Genomic DNA, 18,354 nt, shown 5'->3' on the forward strand with positions numbered 1-18,354 from the left:
CCGTTGGAATATTATTTGAAATGGCAAGCTGGAGAAACAAAACAAGTAGAACAAGCCATGTAGGAATAATTCCTATTGATCGAGATGGACAGATTTCTGTTCGTCTCGATCAATAGGCCAGTAAGCGAAAGCGCGCTAGAAGAAAATGAAAAACTAAATAAAACGAAGGGATCGTGAGTATGTGTCCAAACTTAGGGGGTTGAACCGTTAGGGCACTCAGAAGCTCTTATTTTATGAAAAAGTGGATGATTTCACTGGAACTCTTGCAAATAAGGGTCTCTCAGTTCCATAACAGTCCAAATGTAGTCTATTTTGAGGAAATAAGGGCCTGTGAAGTCCACAAAATAAATAAGCAACTTAAAATTTTCTATGAAACAAGTATTTAAAAGGACGTAAACGCCCCGATCAAAGTCTGGGTGTATTGCGTCCTTTTATATTTACCATTTTTACTTCCTCTATTCCTTTTTGCGGTACTCCCCTGGTGACATTCCGTATTTCTTTTTAAACACTCTATGAAAATATGGATACGTCCCGAAACCGCTGTTATGTGCTATGTGCTCGAGTGTCATTGTCGTATATTTCATTTGATTTATGGCCGTAGATAAACGAATTTCTTGTACGTATTCAATCATTGTTTTTCCAACACTGCTTTTAAAAAGATGAACAGCACGTGACACGCTTAGTCCAGCAAACTGTGCAACGTCTTCAACTTTTAACCCGCTCGTTGCATGTTCTTCGATGTATCGCAGCATCCTAGTTACAGCAAAAGGCCTTCTAACAGCAGGCGAGATATCTTTAACGGCTCGCTCTAATGTTACTAATAAGGCTTTTAACAAGTATTGGGAAAGTTCATTGTCTTCCACTGAGGCTGGCCGTCGTAGTTCAATGATTAGATTGCGCCAAAGTGAAAGAATTTTTTCGTCGAGGTCAATTCGAGAAACTGTATCTTTGAATGAGCGTTGCCACCATTCATCCACCCATTCTCCTTCACAAAATAAATGATAATCCCCGCTCATTTGATTTCCTTCGATGTACAGATCGTAATACTCCCCAGGTTTTACAAGGAGAAGGTCTCCTTTTTTTATCTCAAATTTTCGTTGGTTAATATACGCTTCACAATATCCTTCCGTTTGGAGACGTAAAAGATATCCGGTTAATTTTGAATTATCGTTGGAATAATAACCTTTTGTATGGTGTGAATAACCACAAAAGCCAATATGTAATTTCATAACGAATTCCTTTCTGAACAAATAGCAAAATAGTACATGTTTCAATTATATAATCTATTTATAGTTATCGCTATATCAAATATGATGGAGTCAAATAAGAAATGTAAAAGGAGCGAGATTTAATGATTAATGTAACCGTATGGAATGAAAACCGGCACGAACAAAAAAATCCAGTAGTTAGAGACATTTACCCAGAAGGAATTCACGGAGCCATTGCCAACTTTTTAGGAGAAGAAGACATCGTTGTGAAAACAGCTACGTTAGATTCTCCAGAACACGGATTATCAGATGATGTTTTAAATACAACAGATGTACTTGTATGGTGGGGACATCTTGCCCATGATGAAGTCGCTGATGAGATTGTTGAAAAAGTAAAAACACGAGTCCTTGATGGGATGGGATTAATTGTCCTTCATTCCGGTCATTTTTCAAAAATCTTTAAAACATTAATGGGCACAACATGTGATTTAAAATGGCGTGAAGCTGACGAAAAAGAAAGACTATGGGTCATCGATCCGAGCCATCCGATTGTTGAAGGAATCGGTGAATACATTGAACTCGAAAAAGAGGAAATGTATGGGGAGCATTTTGATATTCCAGCACCTGACCAATTAATCTTTATGAGTTGGTTTGAAGGTGGAGAAGTATTTAGGAGTGGATGTACATACCAACGTGGAAACGGAAAGATTTTTTACTTCCGTCCGGGTCATGAAACATACCCTACGTATTACAACAAGGAAATTCAAAGAGTAATTAAAAATGCAGTGAAGTGGACAGCGCCTACGAAACGCAATAGACCGGTATACGGGAACGCGAAGCCATTAGAAGAAATTAAAGCTAAAAACTAAGTTGAGGAGTGTCATTGATGAGCAAAATTAGAGTAGGAATTATCGGTTGTGGCAGTATTGCAAAACATCGCCATATGCCTGAATATGCAAATAATGAGCATACTGAAATTACAGCAGTTTGTGACATTGTGGAAGATCGTGCGCAAGAATTCGCTGAAAAATATGAAGCTAAAGCTTATACAAATTATGAAGAATTATTACAAAATGCAGATGTTGATGCAGTTAGCGTTTGTACGCCAAACTATTTACATGCGCCTGTATCGATTGCGGCACTGCAAGCAGGAAAACATGTTCTTTGTGAAAAGCCGATGGCGACTTCACGTGAAGATGCACTTGCGATGATTGAAGCTGCCAAGCAAAGCAACAAAAAGCTGATGATTGCTCATAACCAACGCTTTGTACCGTCGCATCAAAAAGCAAGGCAGTTAATTGAAAATGGTGAGGCAGGAAAAATTTATAGCTTCCGTACTGCATTTGGTCACGGTGGTCCAGAAGGCTGGAGTGCTGATGGGACAGACAGTTGGTTCTTTAAAAAAGAACAAGCCTTCATCGGGGCAATGGGTGATCTAGGTGTTCATAAAACAGATTTATTGCGTTATATTCTTGGAGAAGAGTTTGTTGAAGTTGGGGCATTCGTAGAAACAAGTGCAAAACAGAATACAGACGTAGACGATACAGCGGTATGTGTATTAAAAACAGAAAGCGGTATTATCGGCACCCTTGCTGCGAGCTGGTCGTACGTATCCAAGGAAGATAACTCAACGATTATTTACGGTGAGAATGCAATCCTTCGTCTTGAAGATGACCCTGTTCATTCTCTTGTTGTTCAATATAAAAATGGTGAAGTTGTTAAATACGAGCTGGGCGGCATTCAAACGAATGAGTCAGGTGGTCAAACGAATACTCAAGTGATCGACCAATTTATTACAGCAATTATTGAAGATCAAGAACCACTTGTTACTGGTGAAGAGGGCTTAAAATCATTACAAGTTGTTCTTTCCGCTCTTGAGTCAAATGAAACCAAACGAATTATGAGCATGTAAGTGAAAGGTGAGTCTAGCATGGGCAAATTACGTATGGGTATTATCGGGGCAGGCGGGATTGCGCAAGATCGTCATATCCCAGCCTTCCTAAAATTAGCCAACGATGTAACGGTCGTTGCTGTCTGTGATGTGAACGAAACGACAGCTAAAGCAGCTGCTGAAAAGTTTAATATCGAAAAGATATATACGAATTATCGCGATCTTTTTCATGACGTTGATGCGGTAACGATTTGTACACCGAATAAATTTCATGCGGAGATTACGATCGCTGCTCTAAGTGCGGGAGTTCATGTATTATGTGAAAAGCCGATGGCGATGAATACAGACGAATGTAAAGCGATGATTGAGGCGAGGGACATGTCAGGTAAAGTACTTTCAATTGCCTACCATTACCGTTTTATGAAAGACTCTCAGGCTGCAAAAAACGTCATTTTTGAAAATGAAATCGGCACACCGATTGTCGCACGTGTGCAAGCACTTAGAAGACGAAAAGTACCTGGCTGGGGTGTTTTTACTAATAAAGAACTGCAAGGTGGCGGTAGTTTAATTGACTACGGTTGTCACTTTTTAGATTTATCTTTATGGCTTCTGGGCAGTCCAAAACCTGTTGAAGTCGTCGGGAAAACATATAACAAACTAAGTAAAATGCCTAACCAAGTCAATGAATGGGGTTCTTTTAATCATGAAACCTTTGATGTCGATGATCATGTAACTGCGTTTGTTCGGTTTGACAACGGGGCAACGATGTTATTTGAAACGTCATGGTCAGCTAACATTAAAGAAGATGTGGAACGACTAAGTATTTCTGGTGAAACGGGTGGGATAGATTTATTTCCGTTTGAACTCAATCAAGCCAAGCATGGGATGCTTTTCAACAGTCAAGCAACATACATTGGTGGAGAAGATAATCCAGGTCTGCCTCAAGCACAAAACTTTATCGATGCTTGCTTAGGACGGGATGAATTGATCGTTAAACCTGAAGAAGCTCTTGAAGTTTCAAGGATTATCGATGGAATTTATAAAAGCAGTGAGACGGGTCAAAGTATAAAGTTTGAAGTTAGTGGAAAGTGAGGGCATAGTATGAAATTAGGTGTATTTACCGTATTATTTTCACAGAAAAACCTTGACGAAATGTTAGATTACGTTAGAGATGCTGGTGTAAAAGCCGTTGAGATTGGAACGGGTGGCTATCCTGGAAATGCCCATTGCGATCTTGATGCGCTTCTAGAAAGTGAAGAAAAGCGTAATGCATATAAAGAGAAAGTAGCATCTAGAGGCTTAGAAATTAGTGCTTTCAGTTGTCACGGCAATCCGATTTCGCCTGACAAAGCATTTGCTGAAGAATCGGATACCGTTTTAGAAAAAACGATTAAACTAGCGAGCTTAATGGGAGTTCCTGTAGTCAATTGCTTCTCGGGAACAGCAGGTGATCATGAAGAAGCAAAATACCCGAATTGGCCTGTTACACCATGGCCCAATGAATACGGGGATGTATTGAAGTGGCAATGGGAAGAAAAGTTAATTCCATACTGGAAAAAGATGGGTCAATTCGCTAAAGATCATAATGTCAAAATTGGCTTAGAGCTCCATGGTGGCTTTTTAGTTCACACTCCGTATACACTTCTTAAATTACGAGAGGAAACATGCGATGCGATTGGGGCTAACTTAGACCCAAGTCACTTATGGTGGCAAGGAATTGATCCAGTGGCAGCGATAAAAATTTTAGGGAAGGCCAATGCCATTCATCATTTTCACGCGAAAGATACATACGTTGACCAAGATAATGTCAATATGTACGGATTAACAGACATGCAACCTTATGGTGAAGTTCAAACGAGAGCATGGACGTTCCGTTCGGTCGGCTGCGGTCATAGCATCCAAGAATGGTCAGATATGATTAGTGCATTGCGAGTTTACGGCTATGATTACGTTGTCAGCATTGAACATGAAGATCCAATCATGTCGATTGAAGAAGGTTTTGCTAGAGCAGTGAAAAACTTAAACTCGATCATTATTGAAGAAAAGCCTTCAGATATGTGGTGGGTGTAAGCAATTAGATGAAACGACGAAAAAACCATGGGACTAGTATAATAGGCTCCTGTGGTTTTTTTCATTTTGATTTTATTGTTGTGTAATTCTGTTTTTTGTGAACCTTGTATATATCGGCTTAACTTTAATTATAAAATTAAGGTATATCGACGACTTTAAGAAACTGTGCACAACGCCAACTAATGAACGAGATTTCACATCATTACATTTTTGCATCTGTTATGATCTCTTGTTTCTTCCTCCAAAGAGCCAGCCCTAACAAGGCTTCGACTAGTCCGAGCCCTAAGTATAAAGGCTGTAACCAACTCACAAAGCCAATCCAATAAACCTGTAATACGATCCATATAATCAATGCACAACCTAACCCGATAGTAAAAAGGTGAAAGTTCTTCGATTGTTTGATCGATAGGAACGCTCCGGTGATACTTCCTACACCAATTACAGAAAACAGTACTATTCCTGGAACTAAGAACGTTTCAAAAGGTGAGTTTATTAATAAATTAGTTGTCATCCATAAGTTTTTACCGCTTGGGTCTACTATGAATCCAATTCCTGCAGGTATAGCTCCTACCCCAATAAAAAGTTGCAGCAGTGCTGTTATTTTTACTATCTTCATTCTATTATCATCCTTTATTAAGCTTTGTTTTAATGAATTATGAATTCTGAACAATCCTATCTTCATCTTAGCAAAAGAGGGAATAAAAAAGATCAGGGAATGACCTGAAAGTTATAGTCAGTTCTCCTGAAAATCTTTACTAATTGACCGTCACCTTTATTGTAGAATGAGACATAGATCGTTATTTTTCGCAAAGGAACTTTCCGCGTGCTGTAATGACTTCTTTCATATATACTTAATGATGGAAAAGGTAAATTCATAAAACAAGGCTAAGGTAGTTTTGGATCGTATCGTGTGAAATCTTAGCGCGTACCAAGCCTTATCTATTAAAATAAAACAGCGATTAGTGTGAGGTTAAATCGATGGAAATTATTATTGCGGAAAAGCCGGACCAAGGGTTAAAGCTAGCATCGCCCTTTCCATTTAAGCGAAGGGATGGTTTTATCGAAATCCTGCCGAATGAAGTGTTTAAAAACGGTGCTTATTGTACGTGGGCGGTTGGTCATTTAACCGAGCTATGTCCACCAGAACATTACAAGCAAGAATGGAAGACGTGGAAGCTGCAAACGTTACCGATCATTCCTGAAAAATTTCAATATAAAGTGACGAGATCAAAATATAAACAGTTTTCTATCGTCAAACAACTTTTAAATAAACAAGAAGTGACTCGAGTTATTCACGCAGGAGATGCAGGGAGAGAAGGGGAATTGATTGTCCGTAACATCATTCAGTTAAGCGGCGTGAGAAAACCGATGAAGCGGCTTTGGATCTCATCGCTCACCAATAAGGCGATTATCGACGGGTTTACTAAGTTACTAGATGAGACGGATACGAGAGCGACTTACTATGAAGCCTATTCGAGAGCTTGTGCCGATTGGCTTGTTGGAATGAATGCTTCCCGTGCGTACACCTTATTATTGCAACAAAAAGGAATCTCGGATGTGTTTTCACTTGGACGAGTTCAAACCCCGACACTTGCACTCATTGTGAAACGTGAAAAAGAGATTGCTAACTTTCAATCGAAACCATTTTGGGAAGTTAATGCTACTTTTGATTTTCAAGGAAGAGTTTATAAGGGGAAGTGGCATAAAGACGGGGAAACACGTTTAGAAGACGAAGCTGTGGCAAATAAGATCCGTCAGTTTTGTGAAGGAAAACAAGCATCTATTCAATCGGTTGAAAAAGAACGGAAAGAATTTCAGCCACCCTACCTTTTTAATTTATCATCCTTACAAGCAACGGCAAATAGTTTATATAAATTTTCACCGCAAAAAACGCTTGAGCTTGCCCAAAAGCTATATGTAAAGGGAATGATTTCCTATCCACGTTCTGACTCAAGTCATGTTACAAAAGAAGAAGCACAAATGTTTCCTGATATACTGCAAAAGCTGAAGCAGTTTGACGAGCTCGGTTCGTTCTTTCCTGTACCAAAGCCTTCCATCCTCCATAATAAACGATACGTGGATGAAAAGAAAGTAACCGACCACTATGCGATAATACCAACCGAACAAGTTCCGAAACTTGCGAAGCTAAGCCCTGATGAACAACAAATCTATTTGCTCATTGCAAAACGACTGATAGCAGCTCATTATGAACAGGCGATTTTTGATTACACGACGATACATACCGTAATCGATGAGCGAGCGACATTTATTTCAAAAGGAAAACAAGAAGTTCAAGCGGGTTGGAGAAAAGTAATATACAGTGAGAAGAAAAAACAAAAACGTGACGAGGATGAACAAGACTTGCCACTTGTGCAAGAAAAAGAAACAGGAACAGTCAAAAAGGTTGAAGTTCGAGAAGGGAAAACTGAACCACCTAAAAGGTATACAGAAGGCCAACTGATTACGTTAATGAAGACTGCAGGTAAACACTTAGAAGACAGTGACTTAGTGAAAGTCTTAAAACAAACGGAAGGTCTTGGGACAGAAGCAACACGTGCCGGCATTATCAAAGGTTTAAAAGATCGCAAATATATTGAAGTGAAACGAAATCAAGTAAGTGCTACGAATAAAGGCATATTATTAATAGATTCCATAGGTGACAGCCTGTTATCTTCACCAGAAATGACTGCAAAGTGGGAACAACGTCTTCACGAGATTGGAGAAGGGGCTTCCTCACCGAGCGATTTTATGAATCAAGTAAAAAAGCTTTCTCTCAAATTAATCGAAGATGCGATGAAGCAAAGTGAGTCCTGGAACTTTTCTTCGTACAATCTAGAAGAGTTTAAAAAACGGAGAAAAGGGAAGAAAACAGGGGGAACAAAAGCAAGAGGATCAAGTTCAACAGGGACAAAAATGGGGCCTTGTAAAAAATGTAACGGCGATGTTGTCGATAAAGGAACATTTTATGGTTGTTCAAATTACACGGCGACGAAATGTGATTTTACGATTTCAAAAAAACTGTTAGGAAAAACGGTATCACAACCAAATATCAAGAAGTTGCTTAAAGGAGAAGAAACGAACCTTATTAAAGGATTTAAAAAAGGTGATAATACATTTGACGCTAAATTATCGTTCGTTGATGGTAAACTGAAATTCGTATATTCGGGAGAGGGTGAATGACTTGAAGATGAAAAAAGTCGGAATTATTGGTTTGGGAGTGGTTGGACAACGATTAATTAAAGAGTTTAGGGCCAATCCTCATACAGAAATAGATGCGGTTTGTGATGTCAATAAAACACTAGCTGCCGAAACGGCAGATGCGTGCGGAGGAGTAACGGCTCTGACTGACTTTGAGGAATTGGTTCAGCGTGAGTCCATTGATATTGTCTATGTCGCTGTTCCGCCAGCTTATCATCATGCGGTTGTACTGGCTGCGATCGCAAATGGCAAACATGTTCTTTGTGAAAAACCGTTAGCTAACTCACTACAAGAAGCAGAAGAGATGTTAGCTAAGGCGGAGCAAGCAAACGTTGTCCATGCGATCCATTTTCCACTTCCTTATAATGCACCGTTTACTACGATAAAAGAACGGGTAGAAAAAGAGGAGTTAGGAGACGTAAGACGAATTTCATTAAAACTGCATTTTGACGTTTGGCCTCGTGTATGGCAACAAACTCCTTGGATCGGCACTCGAGAACAAGGGGGATTTATCCGTGAAATTTTGCCACACTACTTACAAATGATCGTTCACATGTTTGGCAAAGTAACTAAGGTCGACGCACAAATTGAATTTCCAGAAGATCAGGAGAAAAGTGAAATTGGCTTAATAGCGAGACTAACGTTGGAAAATGGGTTACAAGTGTTAGTGGATGGTCTTGTTGGACAAGCTGAAAAAGAGAAGATTGCTTTCACAATCCATGGTACGAATCAAACGATTGCGTTAGAAGACTGGAGAATAGTAAAGCAAGCGCAGCGTGGAGAAGAATTAACAATCGTTGAACCAAGTGATTTGACACCATCTCCTGTGGATTTAATTGATGAATTTGTAAAAGCGGCAGAAGGTGAAGAAGCATTTTTAATTGATTTCAAAGAAGGTCTACTCGTACAAGAGGTACTAGAGTCTTTGTTGACTTCAAATAAAACGGCAGAAAAATGAGCGTGGGATAGATAAATTAAAGCCTTTACTCATACATTTAATTATAAACATCACGAAAGGACGTATCCAAATGTAAGGGAACGTCCTTCTTTGTCTAAAATAAGAATAAGGTTATTCAAGGAAAGATTAGAGGATGTGACCTGCTAGGAGTGAAGTAATGACTGAACAAAACAAGGATTGGAAAGCAGAGCAAGAACGAGTTGAGCTCGTTATCCATAAAATGAATGAACGAATGCACGAATTAAAGGATCAACTAGGTGATGTAAAAGTAGACGTTGTGGACATCAGAAAGAAGTTTTGGGACGATGTGACCGTAAATTTTGATAATGCAGAAGAAGCAGCTGAAACGTTTGCAAGCATTAAACAACAAGCTGAGCTATTATCAGAAAGAGAGCGACGGCATCGCCATTCGATGAACGAGTTACGTAACTTACATAAATTAGAGAAATCACCGTACTTCGGTAGAGTGGATTTTCTTGAAAACGGCGAAGAAGAGACTGAACGGGTGTATATTGGCACATCTTCATTCGTCGATAAGAATGGCGTGGACTTTTATGTGTACGACTGGCGTGCGCCGATCTCAAGCTTATATTATGACTACGGTCCAGGAGCTGCCCAGTATGAGACACCTTCTGGTTTGATTGATGGTACGATGAAGGGAAAAAAGCAATATATTATCCGTAACGGTGAGCTTTTACATATGTTTAATACAGGAATTACGATTGGAGATGAAATGCTTCAAACGGTTCTCGGGGCTCAAGCTGATTCTCAAATGAAAAACATCGTTGCAACGATCCAAAAAGAACAGAACCAAATTATTCGAAATGAAAAAGGAAAACTGTTAATCGTGCAAGGAGTGGCTGGAAGTGGAAAAACTTCAGCAGCGCTGCAACGAGTGGCGTATTTGTTGTATCGATACCGCGATACATTATTAGCAGAAAATATCGTCTTATTTTCACCAAACTCAATGTTTAATAGTTACGTTTCTAGTGTTTTGCCAGAGCTAGGTGAAGAAAATATGCAACAGACGACATTTCAAGAATACCTAGAACATCGCTTAGGAGATGCGTTTACAATAGAAGATCCATTTTCTCAAATGGAATTTGTGTTGACGAAATCAAAAGATAAATCTTACAAGGTCGGTATCGCAGGCATCCAATTGAAATCATCGCTATTATTTATGCAGGTGATTGATGAGTATTTAAGTCTTCTAAAACAAGACGGGATCATTTTTAGAGGTCTGAAATTTAAAGGGCAAGTCTTATTTTCAAGCGCAAGGATCAAAGAGTATTTTTACTCTCTAGATCAGAATTTACCGATACCTAATCGAATGAGCTTGACTTCAGATTGGTTATTAAAGGGGTTACGAACGTTTGAGCTTCAGCAACGAAAAGAAGAGTGGGTTGAACGTGAAATGGAGCTGTTAGATAAGGAGGCCTATTTAAAAGCCTACCATAAGCTCCAAAAAAACAATCAAAACAACGATGAATTTTATGATTTTGACCGAGAACAACAAATACTTGCAGCGATCATCGTAAAAAAGCGCTTGAAGAAGATTAGAAGGTATATTGAAAATCTACAGTTTGTTGATGTAAAAGCAACGTATATCCAATTGTTTAGAAAAGCTGAGTATGTTAAACGGTATTCAGATCATCTACCGAATGAGTGGGTTGATATTTGTCTTTCAACAGCTGAAAATATTGAACAAAACCATCTTCGCTATGAGGATGCGACACCTCTTCTTTATTTAAAAGGTCGGCTCGAAGGTCTTCAGGTGAATACGTCGATTCGTCACGTGTTTATTGACGAAGCACAAGATTATTCACCGTTTCAATTTGCTTTCATAAAAAGCTTATTTCCACGGGCAAAGATGACGGTGCTTGGCGACTTAAATCAGTCCATATATGCCCATTCTTCCGTCAACAGTTTTGAAGCGTTACGTTATTTATTTCAAGAAGACGAAATGGAGCAATATCAGCTAACACGTAGTTACCGTTCGACTTACCAAATCGTCGAGTTTACGAAAGATATTATCGGTGCAAATATTGATCCTTTTAATCGACAAGGTGAAAAACCGACGATTCAATCAGCAGAAGATGAAAATGACCTTCATTCAAAAATAGGCAAGAGAATTAAAACACTTCAAGCCAATGGACATGAAACAATTGCAATTATTTGTAAAACGGCTGAGGAAACAGAGAATGTATACGAACATCTTGAAGAGTCACTGCCTCTTCGAATGATAACTAAACAATCGACAGGTTATGAATCTGGAGTGCTTGTCATCCCTTCTTACTTATCAAAAGGAGTCGAGTTTGATGCTGTCATTATTTATGATGCATCAAATCGTAAATATCACGAGGAAAGTGAACGTAATTTGTTTTACACAGCGTGTACAAGAGCGATGCATTCACTAGACCTTTTTTATAAAGGGGAGCTGAGTCGATTTCTCGAATATGTTCCAAAAGAAACATATAGAAATGAAAATTAGACCTTTTTGGTTTCAGTATTCTGTAAATGCTGTTAAGATAGTAATGATATAAAACAATCGTACGAAAGGGCAAAATCATTGAAAAGTGATGACGCAAAACTATAGGGGCTTCAGTTAATGTTAATTAACTATGCTAGCCAGTTGCCGAATATGGACCTCCGTGCGGTTTAGTAAATAAGGAGGAAGTAATATTTTGTTTGTTCGAATTAAATTGGAAGATTTCAGTGAATTGAGCAAGATTTTAAATTATGCTGGGTATACCGAGGATTCTGTTTGTCTGTATTTAAATTATGTCGAATGTAAGTTGACGATTAGACCTGGACCAGGACGTAGTAAACGTTTGGTCGTTTTATTGGAATGTAAAAAATCTCTTTCTAAATATCAATTAGACAGATTAGTAGTTATTCTAGAAGAGGTCGCCAATAAAAAGGGGTTTCAAGGAATCGAGTTTACGGAAAGATCGAATGAAATCTCCCCGTCGCTTCTGCAATACCGTGGATACAAGTACAAATTTGGCGGTCATATTAATCCTTATCTTAATGGTCGCGACGGTACGTACGTTCTTGATTTTTTATAGTTGTGCAGACATGAAGGTCCTGTCTATATAATAGGTAGGTTTAGAGAGATGTTTGAAGTATATGGCATATTTAATCTTGAAGGTCGTAACATGTGAAGGCTGTTTACATGTTACGGCTTTTTCTTTATAGACTGGAGTTGTTTTTATTCATCTGTTCTTGAAGTTAAGTTCCTATAATATCGAAATTGTTTGTAGAAATTATTAATAAAAAAAGAGTCGTATGACGAAATTTTTTAACATATACATGAATGACTTAACAACTTGGAGGTGTTACGAGATGATTCCGTCCATTTTAATTACGATTGCTCTCGTTATTATCGTCATTCGTTCAGGTTATGTTGCTCTGAATATGCTAAAATCCTATAGGAGAACAAATATATTAGATCTTTTATACCATTTATCCATTTTTGTTATTGCTCTATCTTTTTTAATATAGGATATTTGTAGAAGAGAATAGTAAAGACTGCTCATTACAGTAAAATTTCTTTACTCTATAATAAGTTGACACATTTGAAGTCTGGCATACTTAAATTTTATTGATATACTCAAAATAGGTAATCTTTTAATGGATGCTGCAATTATAAAGTAAATAAAGGAGAAAGAAGATGGAATATAGATCAAAACAGCAATCTTCGTCGTTACTTCAATCATTAAAAAAACCAAACTCTTCAAAAGATTGGGCTTTTATCATTGTTATTGGGTGTATTGGAACTGCACTTTTCATAGGAGCTTTGTTTAATGATATTATTTTTCGATTATTTGTGATGGTGTTGTTAATGACTGTTGCGGTTTCTATTAATCGAAAAAGAACCCCTCTAGTTGTTAACCAAAATGAAGAAATGAACACAGTAAAATCTAAGCAGGTTGAAGACGAAAAACCTGAAGATGTGGAGTTAACGAAGTCAGAAGTTGCAAAGAAACAAAGTGATTTAGAAAAAGTAGATTTAGATCGAACGATGTTACTTGAAGAGCTTTTTACAAAAGCTGAATTAAGCGATTTAGAAAAGCAAACGTATCGTCAACAAATCAAACAAAAAGATAACGAAATATCAACGATTATGCAGGAAATTAATAATGCGAAAAATAAAATCCACCAAGCTGTACTTGAAACAAAGAAGTATTTCATAAAGGTCGATCCGATCAAAGAAATCGCCGCTTCACTGGATAAGGAATCTGTGCTTAATGGATCGATTTATGACTTGAATTGGGCGCTAGATGAAATTCGCTCCTCATTATCAGACGACATCATTCAAGCTTTAGAAAAGTCAGGATACGTTGATAATGAGTTTAAATTAACGAGAAATGGCTATAAAGCGTTAATCAAAGAAGTTGGGAAAAATGAAGAAGAGCTTGAGGAAATAAAATAGATCGTAGAAAGAAGAGAGGCTACCCGTCTTTTATGGTAGCCTCTCTATCTGTTTATGGAAAGAATGTATATTGTAGATGCCAAGTGCCAGCGATGAACGAGGTTTCCATTAACTCATTACGATAGGTAAACCTAAACTCACGGATGTTGGGTGTGTGGGCGAGAAAAGAAGAAAATATGACCCTATAATTCCCAGTAACAGGGGGAATTGGGTCAGAAAGCAAAAATATGACCTTGTAATTTCCAGTAACAGGGGGAATTGGGTCAGAAAGCGAAGATATGAGCCTGGTATTTCCAGTAACAGGGAGAATTGGATCAGAAAGCGAAGATATGAGCCTGGTATTTCCAGTAACAGGGAGAATTGGATCAGAAAGCGAAGATATGAGCCTATAATTTCCAGTAACAGGAAGAAGAGGCTCAGAAAGTGTAATTCATTGAATTTTTTGTAATTACCGTTCCCAAAAACAATAAACTAAACACACCTCTATACAGTTAAGATGTGGTTGGTTGCATATAATCACGTAGTGGAACCCCGACAACAATAGGATTGTCGGGGCTGAGATGTTACCAATAGGGTATTACATTTAATTCATTGGGACTTGGCGATTAATTTTACCGTCTATTCGTTCAAATATATCCTCTAAGCTTGTCCCAGTAATCGTAAGACCATGATTTTTGAGTCCGATGACTGCTTGGGAAGGGTTTTCTGACTCACGAACAAGCTCTGCGACTGTTTTGGCTAATTCAACTGTACCACATGGGTAATTAATCTCCGTTGCTTTGATCCCGTCCATCCATGCGTGGATATGGACAATCGCTCCAACTTCAGGGTGCTCTTTATAAATCATCCAATGTTCAATGGCATCCACCGAAGCTCGTTTTGGTGTCACTTCAGGTGGCACACTTACTTCAATTTTATTATCTTTTGAGTTATATCCTTTTATAAATAAAATATCTTGTCCAATTGTAGTCATGTTCGATTTATCAATGCCACTAGCACTCATCCAGAAATGGTTCTCATCTTGTCTAGCACTTAGGTTTCCGTAACTCAAACCACCAATTCCATATAGCTTATGTAAATGGCGCATATCCCGTGGCGTTAAATATTCATCAATCGGGAATGGAGCAGGAAGAAGATCCATTTTATCGAGCTTCTTCCCAGATTTTTTTAATTGTACACTGACTTCATCTCCATTCCATAACGGTTCTGGTAAGTCAAAGTGAAAGTCATTGTCGATGACAAGTTGTGATGAAGCAAGTGGCTCTAAGCGTTCATATATTTTCTGGAAGAGTCTTGCTTCATCATCGCCTTGTTTGTACTCAATTTGATAGCAGCCTTGTTCAGGAGTTAAAAAGTAGAAGGTTGTCACTCCTGCATCATGGTTTACAAACATTAGATGGTTGGAAAGAGATCGAATTAAATAAGGATATGCCTCTTTAAACACATTTTCCATAACTCCTTCATTTTCTAAAATCGATACGACAAATGTGGCTTGTGCTTTTCTTCTGAAAGGACGACACGATTCAGGGTCGGTAAAATTCAGGACGAGTCGCAAGTCTTCATCGACATCTTCTAATAGTGTAAATCCATTTCGACTGAAAACCTCTTTCATCCCTTTTTCTAACCATGCCATAAATGAAGTTTCAGTCGTTCCGTTAACTAGAAATGTTTTCATGCTGATTGCCTCCTCTGTTGATTGTGTTCCCATGTTCAAAGATAACTTTCATCACTGAACTACTACCTTTATTCGTTGCTGTATAAATCGCTTCCTTATAATTTTCGAGGGGGAAGCGGTGAGAAATCATTGGTGATAAGTCGACTTTTTTCTGCCGAATTAAATCAATAGCAATCTCAAGAGTTCGCATCGTTTTACCTTCGTATTCTCCGGTGCTGTAGGCAAAACTTCCTTTCACTTCAAGCTCGTTCAGCCAAACCGCAGTCCAATCGATTCCATCGATAATACTAGCTAATCCTAGGAGAACAACTTTTCCACCGCTTTGAGCAAAGCGGAGGGCGTCATTAATACTTTGCTTTTTACCGACACATTCATATACGATGTCTGCACCACCTTCAATGACAGGCGCTCCATAAATCGGCTTTAAAACTTTTGCATCTAAAGTTTTGGCGGTCTCATCGATGTATGTTCCATTTCGTGAAAGATAGATGACTTCATCAGCCCCAAATGTTGTCGCGAGCTCTCCCTGGAAACGGTGCTTAACAAGTGCCGTAATATGACAGCTAATACCGAGCGCACGTATAGCAGCGATGACTGAAATGCCAATGACTCCTGCACCGATTACGAGTACACGATCTTGAGGTTTTGGCTTATTTTTTAATACCGCATGAAGTGCACAGCTGAATGGTTCGATCAAGACTCCATTTAGATCATCGACTTCGTCAGGTAAAGGCAAAACTTGGGTATTGTGAGCAACGAGGACAGGCCCCCAGCTCCCACCAGTATCTTTGCAAGCTCCAATTAGTAATCCAGGTGAAATATCTCCTTCTGTCATATGACTGCACAAACTATATTCTCCACGTTCGCAAGCTGTACAAGGTGTTTTAAAACCCCGGCTCATACACGATAAAATTGGATCAATTACGACGCGATCCCCTTTTTTTAGACCTTTGACATTTTGGCCTGTCACTGATACTTTTCCAACTACTTCATGTCCGACCGTAAAAGGAAACGAAGCAAAAGGTGAAGTAGCTGGACTGTCATTGAGGAAAATTAAATTTAAATCGCTTCCACAAATGCCGCCATAGGTTACTTCGACTTTTACCCAGTCTTCATTTGGAAGATTTGGTTCTTGAACTTCACGTAACCTTAAACACGAAAGGCGTGGATGCCAATAGAGAGAAGGCCTCCACCTTCCAACGACCTTGCTAAAGACATAGCGAGGAATACTATAATCAAACTGTAATGACTTCACAAACCCACCTCCTGAGAAGCATGGATATAATTTCCGTAGTATCTAATATTTTTGACACTCCTCCCAATTTTATGCAGTGGGAGAGAGAAATTTTACCAATAGTAGCTTTCATATTTTATATCGTGAGATTCATTAAAAATTATTGATATATGGAATTCAAAGTATATAAGGTCAGTGGGCATTCATTTTAAGAGGGAGGATAATGACTTTTCACAAGGTTTATATAATGTGGAGTGTGTGTTGTGGTAAACGAATTTTGTTATATGTGGTCACGGTAGAGTGAGGATTGCAAGGTTTGATATAGGAGAGGGGAGTTCGGATCAAAAAAATGAAGGGATTGTCTGTTGAACTCCACCTGTAAGAAAGATAAATCGGAAAGAAGAAAATTGAATTGTATTACAACTTGGCAGTTGGGTCACCGTGCTCATCGTAGCACCATTCATCATTAAGAAGGTGTTCGTACTCTAACTCAAATAGTGCGATTAAAAAGGCAGATATTTGATCAATAATCTTATTCAAGTTGAAACCCTCCTCCAAAATATTCTTATTAATTTGTGCAAAATATCTAAGTTTATACATGAGGAGATGATTATTGTTATTTTCTTTTCAAGAGAAAAGGTAAGTAAAGAAGAGTAAACATGAGAATGACGATCACTTCGAGAGAAAGGATATACCAAGGGTACGGCCCGAGCCAATCAAGGATGCTAGGGTTATCAGGTTTTCTTGCTAAGAACATATAATTAGCACCTGTCCAATAATTTATCCAAAATGCGATAAAGGCAAGGATGTTTAGAAAAATGAAAGATTTAACGGCAGATTTCCATGTGACAGTAAAATTCTGTACCCAAATCATATAGAGAATAGCAAGAATAATGGCGATATGAGCTATAAAAAAGTGTAAAAATCGGTAGTGTGGGAATGTATAAAATAAGTCGGGTGTAATTAATGCTTGCAGGGCACCACCAATACCGAAAAAATAAAGAACTTCAAAAATACGGTAAGAACATGTAATAAGCATGATGGAACTTAAATAGATGCTAATAGTACAAAGTTGCAACGGTAAATTGAAACGGATATCCCACAAGCCAACAGCAATACTCCAAATAATAATGCTAAGTTCGGAAAGGACAAGAACAGCGAGTAACCCCCACCGCACATGAGACATGTAACTCTTCTGCCGATGAACAAACATCCAAACGATAGACAGTGCAAATAATAGTAATGAGACTGCGTGGGCAGGAGATAAAAATACGGTTCCCTTCATATAGGCTGAAGGATCAAAAAATTCCACGATCATGAAGCATACCACCTAGTTAAAGAATATTCATCAGAGGGTACCACGTACCTTTTATGAAATAATGCGCTAATATTTTAATAAGTTAATGATTTAATGATTTAATGTATAAACGGTGCCAGGTACCTTACTGAAGGTACCTGGCACCGTTTGGGGTTATTGGCTGGATGAGTGTTGTTTGGTTTTCTTCTTTTGGCGTTCTTCTTGTTCTTCGAGTTTTACGTCTTCTAGTGGTGGTTCGTCAATTGGCATAATCATTTGGTCTCTCTCTAACTGCTTGTCCCAATCTTCCTTAAATGCATGAGATTTTTTGTTTCGTTTTTGGAGTTCTAGTTCTTTTTGTTTATTTTTCATCACTTATCCCTCCTTA

17 protein-coding genes and 1 riboswitch are annotated in these 18,354 nt (G+C 38.4%); of the genes, 10 read left to right on the plus strand and 7 right to left on the minus strand.

Annotated elements, in window-relative coordinates; all coding sequences use genetic code 11:
- Positions 1–455: 455 nt before the first annotated feature.
- On the minus strand, positions 456–1,229 hold the full coding sequence (locus N7Z68_RS19670; RefSeq protein WP_275120178.1) for an AraC family transcriptional regulator: 774 nt from the start codon (positions 1,227–1,229) through the stop codon (positions 456–458).
- Positions 1,230–1,351: 122 nt separating this feature from the next.
- Here N7Z68_RS19670 and N7Z68_RS19675 point away from each other — a divergent pair, with 122 nt between their 5' ends.
- The 4 genes from N7Z68_RS19675 to N7Z68_RS19690 are packed head-to-tail and all read left to right on the plus strand — an operon-like array spanning position 1,352 to position 5,169.
- Positions 1,352–2,077 carry a ThuA domain-containing protein gene (locus N7Z68_RS19675; RefSeq protein WP_275120179.1) on the plus strand — a complete coding sequence of 242 codons (726 nt, stop codon included), beginning with the start codon at positions 1,352–1,354 and terminating at the stop codon, positions 2,075–2,077.
- A 17-nt stretch (positions 2,078–2,094) separates the two neighbouring features.
- Positions 2,095–3,120 (plus strand): Gfo/Idh/MocA family protein, encoded by a 1,026-nt coding sequence (locus tag N7Z68_RS19680; RefSeq protein WP_275120180.1) that lies wholly within the window; start codon positions 2,095–2,097, stop codon positions 3,118–3,120.
- A gap of 18 nt (positions 3,121–3,138) precedes the next feature.
- Positions 3,139–4,191 carry a Gfo/Idh/MocA family protein gene (locus N7Z68_RS19685; RefSeq protein ID WP_275120181.1) on the plus strand — a complete coding sequence of 351 codons (1,053 nt, stop codon included), beginning with the start codon at positions 3,139–3,141 and terminating at the stop codon, positions 4,189–4,191.
- Positions 4,192–4,200: 9 nt separating this feature from the next.
- Entirely contained in the window at positions 4,201–5,169 is a 969-nt protein-coding gene (locus N7Z68_RS19690) for a sugar phosphate isomerase/epimerase family protein (RefSeq protein WP_275120182.1), read from the plus strand.
- 202 nt (positions 5,170–5,371) lie between these two features.
- Here the strand turns inward: N7Z68_RS19690 and N7Z68_RS19695 are convergent, their stop codons facing one another.
- The gene (locus N7Z68_RS19695) at positions 5,372–5,785 is read right to left on the minus strand and encodes a hypothetical protein (RefSeq protein ID WP_275120183.1); all 414 of its coding nucleotides are present in this window, start codon (positions 5,783–5,785) and stop codon (positions 5,372–5,374) included.
- A gap of 362 nt (positions 5,786–6,147) precedes the next feature.
- Between N7Z68_RS19695 and N7Z68_RS19700 the strand changes: the two genes are divergently transcribed.
- The 6 genes from N7Z68_RS19700 (at position 6,148) to N7Z68_RS19725 (ending at position 13,760) form a co-directional block, all read left to right on the plus strand.
- Positions 6,148–8,349 (plus strand): DNA topoisomerase III, encoded by a 2,202-nt coding sequence (locus N7Z68_RS19700; RefSeq protein ID WP_275120184.1) that lies wholly within the window; start codon positions 6,148–6,150, stop codon positions 8,347–8,349.
- A gap of 7 nt (positions 8,350–8,356) precedes the next feature.
- Entirely contained in the window at positions 8,357–9,325 is a 969-nt protein-coding gene (locus tag N7Z68_RS19705) for a Gfo/Idh/MocA family protein (RefSeq protein ID WP_275120260.1), read from the plus strand.
- 157 nt (positions 9,326–9,482) lie between these two features.
- Positions 9,483–11,816, plus strand: coding sequence for an RNA polymerase recycling motor HelD (gene helD / locus N7Z68_RS19710; RefSeq protein WP_275120185.1), 2,334 nt, complete (start codon positions 9,483–9,485; stop codon positions 11,814–11,816).
- A gap of 58 nt (positions 11,817–11,874) precedes the next feature.
- Positions 11,875–11,965: riboswitch (cyclic di-GMP riboswitch) on the plus strand.
- A 44-nt stretch (positions 11,966–12,009) separates the two neighbouring features.
- Positions 12,010–12,393, plus strand: coding sequence for a hypothetical protein (locus N7Z68_RS19715; RefSeq protein WP_275120186.1), 384 nt, complete (start codon positions 12,010–12,012; stop codon positions 12,391–12,393).
- Between the two features lie 277 nt (positions 12,394–12,670).
- Complete coding sequence (locus N7Z68_RS19720; protein ID WP_275120187.1) at positions 12,671–12,829, plus strand: hypothetical protein; 159 nt, start codon at positions 12,671–12,673, stop codon at positions 12,827–12,829.
- 169 nt (positions 12,830–12,998) lie between these two features.
- The gene (locus N7Z68_RS19725) at positions 12,999–13,760 is read left to right on the plus strand and encodes a hypothetical protein (protein ID WP_275120188.1); all 762 of its coding nucleotides are present in this window, start codon (positions 12,999–13,001) and stop codon (positions 13,758–13,760) included.
- Between the two features lie 583 nt (positions 13,761–14,343).
- Here N7Z68_RS19725 and N7Z68_RS19730 read toward each other — a convergent pair.
- The 5 genes from N7Z68_RS19730 to N7Z68_RS19750 all read right to left on the minus strand — a co-directional run bounded on the left by N7Z68_RS19730 (position 14,344) and on the right by N7Z68_RS19750 (position 18,338).
- Positions 14,344–15,435: a class II aldolase/adducin family protein gene (locus N7Z68_RS19730; RefSeq protein WP_275120189.1), complete on the minus strand. Its 1,092-nt coding sequence runs from the start codon at positions 15,433–15,435 to the stop codon at positions 14,344–14,346.
- Entirely contained in the window at positions 15,416–16,690 is a 1,275-nt protein-coding gene (locus N7Z68_RS19735; RefSeq protein ID WP_275120190.1) for a zinc-dependent alcohol dehydrogenase, read from the minus strand. The genes N7Z68_RS19730 and N7Z68_RS19735 overlap by 20 nt, the downstream gene beginning before the upstream one ends.
- Before the next feature lie 396 nt (positions 16,691–17,086).
- Positions 17,087–17,209: a hypothetical protein gene (locus N7Z68_RS19740; protein ID WP_275120191.1), complete on the minus strand. Its 123-nt coding sequence runs from the start codon at positions 17,207–17,209 to the stop codon at positions 17,087–17,089.
- A gap of 76 nt (positions 17,210–17,285) precedes the next feature.
- Positions 17,286–17,987: a YwaF family protein gene (locus N7Z68_RS19745; RefSeq protein ID WP_275120192.1), complete on the minus strand. Its 702-nt coding sequence runs from the start codon at positions 17,985–17,987 to the stop codon at positions 17,286–17,288.
- A gap of 153 nt (positions 17,988–18,140) precedes the next feature.
- Positions 18,141–18,338, minus strand: a complete 198-nt coding sequence (locus tag N7Z68_RS19750) for a hypothetical protein (protein WP_275120193.1) — start codon at positions 18,336–18,338, stop codon at positions 18,141–18,143.
- Positions 18,339–18,354: the final 16 nt, after the last annotated feature.

Origin of the sequence: Alkalihalobacterium chitinilyticum, from assembly GCF_029028005.1 — a bacterium.
Lineage (GTDB): Bacteria > Bacillota > Bacilli > Bacillales > Bacillaceae_F > Alkalihalobacterium > Alkalihalobacterium chitinilyticum.

Coding starts and splice junctions, on each gene's coding strand:
- N7Z68_RS19670 (WP_275120178.1), bottom strand. CDS start 1,229: ATGAAATTACATATTGGCTTTTGTGGTTATTCACACCATACAAAAGGT.
- N7Z68_RS19675 (WP_275120179.1), top strand. CDS start 1,352: ATGATTAATGTAACCGTATGGAATGAAAACCGGCACGAACAAAAAAAT.
- N7Z68_RS19680 (WP_275120180.1), top strand. CDS start 2,095: ATGAGCAAAATTAGAGTAGGAATTATCGGTTGTGGCAGTATTGCAAAA.
- N7Z68_RS19685 (WP_275120181.1), top strand. CDS start 3,139: ATGGGCAAATTACGTATGGGTATTATCGGGGCAGGCGGGATTGCGCAA.
- N7Z68_RS19690 (WP_275120182.1), top strand. CDS start 4,201: ATGAAATTAGGTGTATTTACCGTATTATTTTCACAGAAAAACCTTGAC.
- N7Z68_RS19695 (WP_275120183.1), bottom strand. CDS start 5,785: ATGAAGATAGTAAAAATAACAGCACTGCTGCAACTTTTTATTGGGGTA.
- N7Z68_RS19700 (WP_275120184.1), top strand. CDS start 6,148: ATGGAAATTATTATTGCGGAAAAGCCGGACCAAGGGTTAAAGCTAGCA.
- N7Z68_RS19705 (WP_275120260.1), top strand. CDS start 8,357: ATGAAAAAAGTCGGAATTATTGGTTTGGGAGTGGTTGGACAACGATTA.
- helD (WP_275120185.1), top strand. CDS start 9,483: ATGACTGAACAAAACAAGGATTGGAAAGCAGAGCAAGAACGAGTTGAG.
- N7Z68_RS19720 (WP_275120187.1), top strand. CDS start 12,671: ATGATTCCGTCCATTTTAATTACGATTGCTCTCGTTATTATCGTCATT.
- N7Z68_RS19725 (WP_275120188.1), top strand. CDS start 12,999: ATGGAATATAGATCAAAACAGCAATCTTCGTCGTTACTTCAATCATTA.
- N7Z68_RS19730 (WP_275120189.1), bottom strand. CDS start 15,435: ATGAAAACATTTCTAGTTAACGGAACGACTGAAACTTCATTTATGGCA.
- N7Z68_RS19745 (WP_275120192.1), bottom strand. CDS start 17,987: ATGATCGTGGAATTTTTTGATCCTTCAGCCTATATGAAGGGAACCGTA.
- N7Z68_RS19750 (WP_275120193.1), bottom strand. CDS start 18,338: ATGAAAAATAAACAAAAAGAACTAGAACTCCAAAAACGAAACAAAAAA.